This window comes from Paraburkholderia gardini (assembly GCF_907164545.1).
GTDB lineage: Bacteria > Pseudomonadota > Gammaproteobacteria > Burkholderiales > Burkholderiaceae > Paraburkholderia > Paraburkholderia gardini.
Genome location: NZ_CAJQZB010000067.1, coordinates 1 through 10,513, shown reverse-complemented (window position 1 = coordinate 10,513; position 10,513 = coordinate 1). Strand labels below are relative to the sequence as shown.

Sequence of the window (10,513 nt, the reverse complement as noted above, 5' to 3'; positions counted from 1 at the left end):
CAACTTCCCGAACCGCCCGGTGCGGACCCGCATGCCGGGTGGTGTGGCAGGGGTACGGCCTCATGGCCGTCCCCTATGCCGATTCTGCATTGACCTGCTGGTCTATGCGGCCTCAACAGCCGGCATGAACGATTCGAAAATCTTCGATGCGTTGCGCGCCTGGCGCTTGAGTGCGTAATCGAAGACGGCGGCCTGTTCCTGCAGCATTTCAGTCATGATGCTCGACTGGTCGGCCGGCTTGAGCGAGAGATACGCATCGGCTTCGCCGTACGCATACTCGATCTTCATGCCGGACTTCCTGGCAATGTGCATCATGGTCGAATTGCGCGACAGGCAGTGCATGTACAGCATGGTGACGTGCGTATTGCGGCTGCGGATCGCCGCGCGTTCGAACAGCTTCGTGCCGATGCCTTCGCCGCGCGCGCTCTCGAGCACGGACACGCCGAATTCGGCCGTGCGCCTGTCGCCTTCGGCAGGCAGATAGGCAAGGTGGCCGACGCCAGTGAGTTGCAGCCGGGTATCGAACACGCCGAACACCGTGTCGCGCTTGAAGTCGATCGTACGGACGTAATTTTCGATGACGTGATCCGGCACGATCTGGCCGAAGCGCAGCAGACGGTCGTCTGCGTCGAGCGCGAGGAAGTGAGCGAGCAGCTTTTCGCGATCCAGCACAGTGAGTTCCCGAACCAGAGCCGGTGCGCGTGCAGCTGTCGACAATGGGCGACCGGATGCAACGATCAGCTCGTTGGCGCGCGTAGTGGTCTGGGTCATGGCGGTTCTCCTTTTCGTATGGCGGCATGGTGCGCCGCAAAACGAATTCTACTGGAAATGCCAATTGATCACTAGGGAAAACCCGTACATGGATTCGAGGGGTCGCTCTATGGTGCGAAATATTCTCGGCTAACTAACTGTTTTTTATATGTATATTCGTGCCGTTGAATTCGTTTTATGAAGCGACCCTTTTAGCAAATCAAAAAATTTAATGATGCGACGCGCAATTTACTCGCTTGCCCGCAGGCCACGGTCGACCACGGCGACCACCTGTTCCGCGAATTCCGGATAACCCATCCGGCCGTCTGGCCTGAGCCACGTGAATGTCCAGTTGATCATGCCGAACACCATCATCGTCAGCGCGGTCTGGTTTTCACGCGTCGCGCGCTCCGGGTAGGCGCGCGACAACTGCCGTGCGAACGCCGCGACGACGTCGCGCTGACGGTTCAGGATGATCTCGCGCTGGGTGTCGACGAGATATTTGACGTCGTTCAACAGCGCGACGTGCCGGCTGTGCGACGTCTCGTATTCGGCGAGAAATGCACGGATCAGTTCTGCGAATGTCTCGCGTTCGCTCAGGCCGCGCCGCTGGCTCGCGCCTTCGACTTCCGCGATGATCAGCATCAGCCGTTTGGTGTAGCGGTCGAGCAGGTCGAACAGGATGGCTTCCTTGCTCGCGTAGTAATGGTAGAGACGCGCCTTCGACGTGCCGCTTGCCGCCGCAAGGTCGGCCATCGAAGTGCTTGGGTAACTCGTTTGCGCGAACTTTCCAGCGGCCAGTTCGAGAATCTGGTCGCGTTGCGTGTCGTGGTCTGGGGCTCGTGTGCGGGCCATGGTCTTGTGTTTGTTATCAGCTTGAGACGGTGGACAGGGTAGCAGGACGCGGTGTTCGTGTGAGACAAAGTTCGAGGCCCGACCAGGCGATGGCATCGCCGCGCAGCTGGATGCGGTCGGCGGCGGCCAGCTCCTGGAAGCGCCACAGCGCAATCCGGTCGCTGACCAGAAAGCCCATGTCGGCTGTCATCAGCTGGGCTGCGATACGCGCAGCCGGTCGCCAGTCTTCGCCGGCGTGCTCGATGATCACTGTGTCGAGTTCGCCGAAGGTGCCGCTCGCGAACACGTTATCGCGCCAGCGTCGCGTTTCACCGTTCGCGTGCTTCACGTCCTGCCATTCGAGCGCGAGCCGGCTGATGCGCAGCACGGAGATCGGCGCCGCACAGGCAAGCTGCGCTTCGAGCACGTCGGGCGCGAACATGCCGACAGCGGTCGCCTGGTCCTTGCGGCTGTGCGCCCACGCGCCAGGATCGGTGAGGTCGCGAATCGACAGACGCACTTCGTTAAGCCGCTGCGGCGCATCGCGCAAGTGATAGCAGACGCGGCGCAGCATCAGCTGATCGGCGGCGCTTTGCGCGTGCCACACCACGATATGTGAGCACTCGCTGACGACTGCGGCGAGCGCCGTAGCCTGTTCGTCGAATTCACGGGAAAAGTCGCGGTCAGTGTCGCCATAGACGCGTTGCCAGAAGTCCACGCGCGTGTCCGGCGCATCGTCGATGCCGCGTAGCGGACCGACCGCGAGGTCGTCCTTTAGTGCAAGGACGCGCTCGTTCCGGCCGGCCCGGCGCAAGGCATCGCGCAGGGCGTCGGCGGCGACGTCGCCGTTCGTGAGGTGGATCGTGCTCATGGGCAGGAGGCGGGCAGCTTGAGGTGTCGGCGTATGAACGGCAAAAAGGGCCGCTCGCGATCCGGACGGTGTCCCGATTGCGAGCGGCCCCTAGTGTAAGCGGATCGCGGGAGTGCTGAAAGTTTCCGGCGCCGATGTTCGCCTGCGGCGACCGGTCATAATGGCCGCCGCGCCGTTCAGCGCTCGTCGTAGCTCACGACCACGCGATCGCTGACGGGATGGCACTGGCACGTCAGCACAAAACCGTCGTCGATTTCATGTTGTTCCAGCGTGTAGTTCTTCTCCATCTTCACTTCGCCTTCGAGCACTTTCGCGCGGCACGTGCAGCAGACGCCGCCCTTGCACGCGTACGGCAGCGCGAGCCCTGCGCGCAGACCGACGTCGAGCACGCTCACCCCCTCGTACGGCAGGCGCAGCTTGCGCCGTTTGCCATCCAGCACGATTTCCAGATCGGCTGCGGGCGTGTTCTCCGTGATTTCGACTGGCGGCACGCCGGCTTGCGGCAGCGGTGAACCAAAGCGCTCGACGTGCACGTTGCCCGCCGGCACGCCGGCCGCTTTCAGCGCGGCTTCGGCGGCGTCCATCATCGGGCCGGGGCCGCAGATGAACGCTTCGTCGATCGAGTCGGCCGGCAGCAGCGTCTCCAGAAATTCGGTGCACTTTTGCTGGTCGAGCACGCCGTTGAACAACTCGACGTCCTGCAGATCATCGGACAGCACGTGATACAGGATGAACCGGTTCATGAAGCGGTTCTTCAGGTCCTCGAGCTCTTCGGCGAACATGATCTGGTCGACGCTGCGGTTGCCATATACCAGCGTGAACGTGCTGCGCGGCTCGATTTCGAGCGTCGTCTTGATGATTGCGAGCACCGGCGTAATACCCGAGCCGCCCGAAAACGCCACGTATTGCTGTCCCTGATCCGCGTTCAGATGCGTGAAGAAGCGGCCGTCGGGCGTCATCACGTCGATCGAATGGCCGGGCTGCAGCGTGTCGAACGCGAAGTTCGAGAAGCGGCCGCCGCGCACGCGCTTGATGCCGATGCGCAGTTCGCCATCGCGATCGTAGTCGGTCACGCCAACGCAGATTGAATACGAGCGACGCGTTTCCTCGCCGTCGATATGGGTCTTCAGCGTGACGAACTGGCCCTGCGTGAAGCGGAACTGCTCGCGAAGCTCGACGGGGACCTCGAAGGCGACCGAGACCGCGTCGGCGGTTTCAGGCCGCACTTCACGGATGCGCAGCGAATGAAATTGCGGAGTAGCCATATCAGTACGGTTTGAAATAGTCGAAGGGTTCGCGGCAATCGATGCAGCGATACAAGGCCTTGCAGGCAGTCGAACCGAATTGCGCGAGGCGCTCGGTATGCGCGGAGCCGCAGCGCGGGCAGGCCGGCGCCGTCATCGGGCGGGGCATGAAGCGGACCGCTTTCTCGCCCGGCGCTGCCGCATCGCTCGCGCAATTGCCGGTCGGCGGCGCGATGCCGTAAGCGCGCAGTTTCTCGCGCGCGTCGGCGGTGATCCAGTCGGTGGTCCACGCCGGCGCCAGCACGGTCGCGATCCGGTGCGGCGTGAAACCGGCTGCGTCGAGTGCGAGACCGACGTCTTCGGCGATCTGCGACATCGCCGGGCAACCCGAGTAGGTCGGCGTGATGACGACTTCGAGCACGCCGTCGGCGGCGCGGCGCACGTCGCGCAAAATGCCCAGCTCGCGGATCGACACGACCGGAATCTCCGGGTCGGGGACGGCTTCGAGTACGGCCCATGCGTCATCGAGCGTGGTGTCGGGGCGGGCGGCGAGTGTCGCGGTCATCGTCTTGCTCCGGCTGGTTTTGTCGATAGTTGGTTGCGTGAAATCACCAGGTCGCGCCGGGATGCTGGCGCGCGATGCTTTGCATTTCGGCCAGCACGTAGCCCATATGCTCGGAATGCTCACCGTGCTTGCCGCTCGTGATGTGCTTCACCGGCTCGGGCAGCGTGAGCGTGGCTTCGTCGAGCGCTTCGCGGACGTCCTCGAACCACGCGGCTTCGAGACCGGCCGTTTTCGGGCCGATGCCCGCGGCGGAGATCGCGGTTTCGACGTCGTCCGCGCTGAAGAACTCGCGCGTGTACGGCAGCAGATAGTCGAGTGCAGCCTGCGCACGACGATGCGATTCGTCGGTGCCGTCGCCCAGGCGGATCAGCCACTCGCGCGAGTGATGCATGTGATAGCGCGTTTCCTTGATCGACTTCGCGGCGATCGCGGCAAGCTGCGCGTCCGTCGACGCGGTGAGCGCCGTCCACAGATGCGCCATCAGCGACGCGAACAGGAAATTGCGCACGATCGTGACTGCGTAGTCCTTGTCCGCGTGTGCCGTGCCGGCGAGCGGGCCGTAATGCGGCAGCTCGGCGAGCGTGTAGTTCGCGAATTCGCGCTCGGCGCGAAAGTACGCGTAGTCGTCTTCGGTGCGCGTGTTGCCAGTGAGCGTCTTTTCCAGTTCGGCGGCGTGCTGGTACAGGAGACGTGCCTGGCCGATCAGATCGAGGCTCATGTTCGAGAGCGCGATATCTTCTTCGAGAATCGGACCGTGGCCAGTCCACTCGGCGTTGCGCTGACCCAGGATCAGCGCGGTATCCGCGAGGCGCAGCACGTACTGGAGGTGTTGGGGCGTAGTGGGCATGACGGCGCTTACATGTGGTTGACTTCGTCGGGGAGCGTGAAGAACGTCGGATGGCGATAGATCTTGTCGCCCGCCGGATCGAACAGCTCCGCCTTGTCTTCCGGGGCGGACGCCGTAATCGCCGACGACGGCACCACCCAGATGCTCACGCCTTCCTGGCGGCGCGTGTACACGTCGCGCGCCATGCGCAGCGCCATCGTTGCGTCCGATGCGTGCAGGCTGCCGCAATGCTTGTGGTCGAGTCCCTGCTTGCTACGCACGAACACTTCCCAGATGGGCCATTCTTTATGTGCTGACTTGTCCATTGTCGCTCTCCTGAATCCTTGTCCTTTCGATGCCGCTGTCGTCGCGGCGAGTGCAGCCGCGGCGCTCAGGCTGCGTGCTGCTGTGCACGCTGACGCTGCTTTTCAGCGTGAGCGAGGGCGGCTTCGCGCACCCAGGCGCCGTCGTTATGCGCTTTCACGCGCGTGGCGAGGCGCTCCTTGTTGCACGGGCCGTCGCCGTTCACGACGCGCCAGAACTCTTCCCAGTCGATCGTGCCGTAGTCGTAGTGTCCGCGCTCTTCGTTCCACTTCAGGTCCGCGTCCGGCAGCGTGACGCCGAGCAGTTTCGCCTGATCGACCGTGGCGTCGACGAATTTCTGGCGCAGATCGTCGTTCGAAATGCGCTTGATGCCCCATTTGAACGACTGGCCGCTGTGGATGGAGTCCTTGTCGCTCGGACCGAACATCATCAGCACCGGCCACCACCAGCGGTTCACCGCCTGCTGGACGAGTTCGCGCTGCGCTTCGGTGCCCTTCATCATCGCGAGCAGCGCGTCGAAACCCTGCCGCTGGTGGAACGACTCTTCCTTGCAGATGCGAATCATCGCGCGGGCATACGGGCCGTACGTGCAGCGGCACAGTGGAATCTGGTTCATGATCGCGGCGCCGTCCACCAGCCAGCCGATCACGCCGACATCCGCCCACGTTGGCGTCGGATAGTTGAAAATGCTCGAATATTTCGCCTTGCCGCTATGCAGTGCGTCGACGAGCTGATCGCGCGACACACCCATCGTTTCGGCTGCGCTATATAGATAGAGGCCGTGGCCGGCTTCGTCCTGCACCTTGGCGAGCAGGATCGCCTTGCGCTTCAGACTCGGCGCGCGCGTGATCCAGTTGCCTTCGGGCAGCATGCCGACGATCTCCGAGTGCGCGTGCTGCGAGATCTGCCGCACGAGCGTCTTGCGGTACGCGTCGGGCATCCAGTCCTGCGCCTCGATCTTGCCGTCGGCTTCCATGACGGCGTCGAAGCGGGCTTGCTCGGGCGAACTGACGGCGGCGTCGATCGGCGCGACGTTGCCAGGAATATCGAGGGATTGCGTGTACATGGTCTTAACGCTCTCGTCCGGAGTTGGGCATGACCGGCAGTATAAACCAACCGACCGGTCGGTTAATGATTTTTTTGAGATTGGTTGTGGGGGAATTCGAGGTGCCGTCAGGCACCTGGATCGCCGCATCTATTAATCCTGGAACAAAAAAGAACAGATGGCAGAGCGAATCTACCTGCAGCACCGGGCGACGCACGAAACGATCGCGGTCGGCACCGGGTTCAACTGGCCGGCGTGCCTGCTCGGGCCGTTCTGGGCGGTCACGCGGCGGCTGTGGCTGATCGTACTGTTGATGCTTGTCGTCGACGTGTTGCTCAGCGTGATCGGGCTTGCCGGCGTGATGGCCGATCTTGCGAGCCTTGTTCTGTCGATTGTATTTGCCGCGTACTGCGGCGCGAACGGCAACAAATGGTATCGGCAGGCGCTTGAGCGCAAGGGGTTCGTCGCCCTGTAGCGAGACAGCGGGAAGCGTTGAGGGCGGCTACGGTCGCGACGCCCGGAAGCCCGTTCGCGTCCGGTTCTCGTCGTGCCCAGCGGCATAACCTGTAAAATTGCGGATCAGCCGCGCTTTCGCGGCTTCCTGCATTTCCGGTTCCCATGCTACGTCTCAGCGAAATCAAACTCCCGCTCGATCACGCCGAAAGCGAGCTCGATGCCGCCGTCCTCGCGCGGCTCGCCGATCTTGGCGTCAAGAAAGACGGGCTTGTCCGTTACACGGTGTTTCGCCGTGCCCACGACGCCCGCAAACGCGCCGACATCAAGCTGACGTACATCGTCGATGTCGAGGTGAAGGACGAAGCGGCAGCCGTGAAGCGCCTCGCCGGCCAGCCGCATTGCAGCATCACGCCGGATATGACGTATCACTTTGTCGCGAAAGCGCCTGCCGGTAGTCCTGCGCTTCGTCCGGTCGTCATCGGAATGGGGCCGTGCGGTCTTTTCGCCGGGCTGATCCTCGCGCAGATGGGCTTTCGGCCGATTATCCTCGAGCGCGGCAAGGCCGTTCGCGAGCGCACGAAGGATACCTTCGGCCTGTGGCGCAAGAGCGTGCTGAATCCGGAATCCAACGTCCAGTTCGGTGAAGGTGGCGCCGGTACGTTTTCCGACGGCAAGCTGTACAGCCAGATCAAGGATCCGAAGCATTACGGCCGGAAGGTGCTCGACGAATTCGTCAAGGCGGGTGCGCCGGAAGACATTCTTTATTTGAGTCGGCCGCATATCGGCACGTTCCGCCTCGTCAGCATGGTGGAAAAGATGCGCGCGTCGATTCATGAGCTCGGCGGCGAGGTGCGGTTCGAGACGCGCGTCGATGACATCGAGATCGATCGGGGCAAGGTGCGCGCGCTGGTGCTGTCGAATGGCGAGACGCTGCGCTGCGACCACGTCGTGCTGGCTGTCGGGCACAGCGCCCGCGATACCTTCCAGATGCTGCACGACCGCGGCGTTTATATCGAGGCGAAGCCGTTTTCGCTCGGTTTCCGTATCGAACATCCGCAAGGCATCATCGACCGGAGCCGGTTCGGCAAATTCGCGGGGCACAAGGAACTGGGCGCGGCCGACTACAAGGTCGTCCATCACGCAGCCAATGGGCGTGCGGTTTACAGCTTCTGCATGTGCCCTGGCGGCACGGTGGTCGCGGCGACCTCCGAACCGGGACGCGTCGTCACGAACGGGATGAGCCAGTACTCGCGCGCGGAACGCAATGCGAACGCGGGGATTGTCGTCGGCATTACGCCGGAAGACTATCCGGGCGGTCCGCTCGCCGGCATCGCCTTTCAGCGCAAGTGGGAAGAACGGGCATTCGAACTCGGCGGCAGCAACTATTGCGCACCGGGGCAGCTCGTCGGCGATTTCATCGCGGGGCGGCCATCGACGTCGCTTGGCTCTGTCGTGCCGTCGTACAAGCCGGGTGTGCATCCGACCGATCTTGGTACGGCGTTGCCGGATTACGTCATCGAGGCCATTCGTGAGGCGTTGCCGCAGCTCGACAAAAAGATCGCCGGTTTTGCCATGCACGATGCTGTGCTGACGGGCGTCGAGACGCGTACGTCGTCGCCGATTCGTGTGCGACGCAAAGAGGACTATCAGAGCGTCAATATCGAAGGCCTGTATCCGGCGGGCGAAGGCGCGGGTTATGCGGGTGGCATCTATTCGGCGGCCATCGACGGCATCGAAGTGGCTGAGGCGCTGGCGCTGAACATGATGTCGACGCAGGAAGCGTGAGCGGTTGACTGGCTGGGGCGGCGCGGGAACTGGTTCGGTCAGGCCAGGCCAGGCCAGGCCAGGCTAGGACGCCGATGCGCGGTGGGTCGCTGCGCGGTGGAGCCTGGCCAGCCAGCCGTAGCGAGGAATAGCGTGGGGCACCCGGATTAATGCGCCAAGTTTCTTCTTGCGACCGGCAAAACCGCAAACCGCAAACCGCAAACCGCGAGCGGCGATCCGCGAGCGGCGGAATCCTGAGCCGTCAGCACGTCGCGATCGTGCACAATGGACGCCTTGTTCCATCTCAACAATCAACCGAATGCGCCTTCGTACGCTCGCCGCAGCCTGCGGTGCTGTTCTTCTCTCCCATTTCCCCGTCTCCACTGACGCACTCGCCAGCGAAACAGCCGGGAGCTGGACCACCGCATGGGCGACCGCTCTCCAACCCATTCCCCAGAGGGCGGATCTCCCTGCGCTGTATCGCGCGCCCGATACAGGCGGGCGCACGGTGCGTCAGATCATTTACCCGACGTTGACGGGAAATGCTGTCCGGTTGCATATCAGCAATGAGTACGGCACCGCGCCACTCGTGATCGAGGATCTCCGCATCGCGCGCTCCGCTGGCGGGGCAGCCGCACAAAGTACCGGAGAGATGCGGGTAACGTTCGGCGGTAAAACCACTGTATCGATACCGCCCGGCGGTGCGGCGGAAAGCGATCCGGCCACGATCGGCATCGCAGGCGGCACACCGTACGTCGTGAGCTCATTTATGGGGCCCGAGCAGCGGCTCGTAGCGTGGCATCGGGTGTCGAACCAGGTCAGTTACGTGTCGGTCCCCGGCAATCATGCCGGAGATGCAACCGGCAACGCCTTTCGTCAGCGGTTCACCCAGTTCGTGTGGCTGACGGGCCTGTCCGTCGATGCGCCCGCGTCAGGTGCGATCGCCGCGATCGGCGATTCCATCACCGACGGCATGCGCTCGAGTCTCAACGAGAACCGCCGCTGGCCAGACGCGCTGGCGCGCCGTTTCGCCCGCGCAGGCGATCATTCGACGGCGGTCGTCAACCTGGGGATAAGCGGCAACCGCCTTTTGAGCGATTCACCGTGTTACGGCGACGCGCTCGTCAAACGTTTTGGCCGCGACGTTATCGAGCGGCCAGGCGTGAAAACCGTGATCCTGCTGATCGGCATCAACGACATCAATTTCGCGGCGATGCCTCCGCGCACCGGGCTCGATTGCGATTTTCCGCATACACCGGTAACTGCGGCGGACTTGACTGGCGGTTACCAGCGGGTTATTGCGGCGGCGCATCGGCGCGGCATCCGGATATTTGGTGCCACGCTGACACCGGCGTCGTTGCCGCCACAGCGGGAAGCGATTCGCCTCGCAGTGAACCAGTGGATCCGGACGAGCCACGCTTTCGACGGCGTGGTCGATTTCGACGCCGCGTTACGGGATCCGGCACAACCCGATCGTCTGCGGAAGGACTATGACAGCGGCGACCACATTCACCCGAGCAACGCCGGCTACACGGTCATGGCCGACGCGGTCCCGCTCGAAGCAGTCGCGACTCCGGTCCGGAAATAGGCCTTCAAAAAGATTTGCGTCATCCCCTTGTCATACGGGCGATGTTCACCTACTATTCGCCTCCTCGTTTGCGAACGAGCGCCGCTGCAGAAACCAGTGGCCGTAGCGGCAACAAGGTTTTAAGCGAAAGCAAAAAATAGTGTTGACGAGACGAAAAAGAGTCTTCATAATCTCGTTTCTGTGCTGCGGATGCAGCGACGCAAAACGAAGCGGTGCCGGGTGGGTGTGGGTGGCACGGTTTGGGTG

12 protein-coding genes are annotated in these 10,513 nt (G+C 62.9%); 3 read left to right on the top strand and 9 right to left on the bottom strand.

Translation table 11 applies throughout. The features are described 5' to 3' along the window. Positions 1-102: 102 nt before the first annotated feature. The 8 genes from LPA37_RS27480 to paaA all read right to left on the bottom strand — a co-directional run bounded on the left by LPA37_RS27480 (position 103) and on the right by paaA (position 6,480). Positions 103-771 carry a GNAT family N-acetyltransferase gene (locus tag LPA37_RS27480; protein ID WP_228984075.1) on the bottom strand — a complete coding sequence of 223 codons (669 nt, stop codon included), beginning with the start codon at positions 769-771 and terminating at the stop codon, positions 103-105. A 228-nt stretch (positions 772-999) separates the two neighbouring features. Further along, positions 1,000-1,605 carry a TetR/AcrR family transcriptional regulator gene (locus LPA37_RS27475; protein WP_228984077.1) on the bottom strand — a complete coding sequence of 202 codons (606 nt, stop codon included), beginning with the start codon at positions 1,603-1,605 and terminating at the stop codon, positions 1,000-1,002. A gap of 16 nt (positions 1,606-1,621) precedes the next feature. After that, on the bottom strand, positions 1,622-2,455 hold the full coding sequence (locus tag LPA37_RS27470) for a DUF1835 domain-containing protein (RefSeq protein ID WP_229014240.1): 834 nt from the start codon (positions 2,453-2,455) through the stop codon (positions 1,622-1,624). A gap of 176 nt (positions 2,456-2,631) precedes the next feature. Further along, complete coding sequence (paaE, locus tag LPA37_RS27465) at positions 2,632-3,720, bottom strand: 1,2-phenylacetyl-CoA epoxidase subunit PaaE (protein WP_228984081.1); 1,089 nt, start codon at positions 3,718-3,720, stop codon at positions 2,632-2,634. A 1-nt stretch (position 3,721) separates the two neighbouring features. Further along, complete coding sequence (gene paaD, locus LPA37_RS27460) at positions 3,722-4,327, bottom strand: 1,2-phenylacetyl-CoA epoxidase subunit PaaD (protein ID WP_407672642.1); 606 nt, start codon at positions 4,325-4,327, stop codon at positions 3,722-3,724. Continuing rightward, entirely contained in the window at positions 4,308-5,111 is an 804-nt protein-coding gene (gene paaC / locus LPA37_RS27455; protein WP_228984085.1) for a 1,2-phenylacetyl-CoA epoxidase subunit PaaC, read from the bottom strand. Before paaC ends, paaD begins: the two co-directional genes overlap by 20 nt. Before the next feature lie 8 nt (positions 5,112-5,119). Continuing rightward, positions 5,120-5,416, bottom strand: coding sequence for a 1,2-phenylacetyl-CoA epoxidase subunit PaaB (gene paaB / locus LPA37_RS27450; protein ID WP_228984088.1), 297 nt, complete (start codon positions 5,414-5,416; stop codon positions 5,120-5,122). Positions 5,417-5,481: 65 nt separating this feature from the next. Next, entirely contained in the window at positions 5,482-6,480 is a 999-nt protein-coding gene (gene paaA, locus LPA37_RS27445) for a 1,2-phenylacetyl-CoA epoxidase subunit PaaA (protein ID WP_229014238.1), read from the bottom strand. Positions 6,481-6,637: 157 nt separating this feature from the next. On the opposite strand from paaA, the gene LPA37_RS27440 reads away from it, so the two are divergent. The 3 genes from LPA37_RS27440 to LPA37_RS27430 all read left to right on the top strand — a co-directional run bounded on the left by LPA37_RS27440 (position 6,638) and on the right by LPA37_RS27430 (position 10,267). Further along, on the top strand, positions 6,638-6,934 hold the full coding sequence (locus LPA37_RS27440; RefSeq protein WP_228984092.1) for a DUF2628 domain-containing protein: 297 nt from the start codon (positions 6,638-6,640) through the stop codon (positions 6,932-6,934). Between the two features lie 143 nt (positions 6,935-7,077). Then, the gene (locus tag LPA37_RS27435; RefSeq protein ID WP_229014237.1) at positions 7,078-8,700 is read left to right on the top strand and encodes an NAD(P)/FAD-dependent oxidoreductase; all 1,623 of its coding nucleotides are present in this window, start codon (positions 7,078-7,080) and stop codon (positions 8,698-8,700) included. Between the two features lie 298 nt (positions 8,701-8,998). Continuing rightward, positions 8,999-10,267 carry an SGNH/GDSL hydrolase family protein gene (locus LPA37_RS27430; RefSeq protein ID WP_228984108.1) on the top strand — a complete coding sequence of 423 codons (1,269 nt, stop codon included), beginning with the start codon at positions 8,999-9,001 and terminating at the stop codon, positions 10,265-10,267. A gap of 45 nt (positions 10,268-10,312) precedes the next feature. On the opposite strand, the gene LPA37_RS27425 is transcribed toward LPA37_RS27430, so the two are convergent. Next, the coding region (locus LPA37_RS27425; protein ID WP_229014236.1) for a hypothetical protein at positions 10,313-10,513 on the bottom strand (201 nt) is incomplete at its 5' end.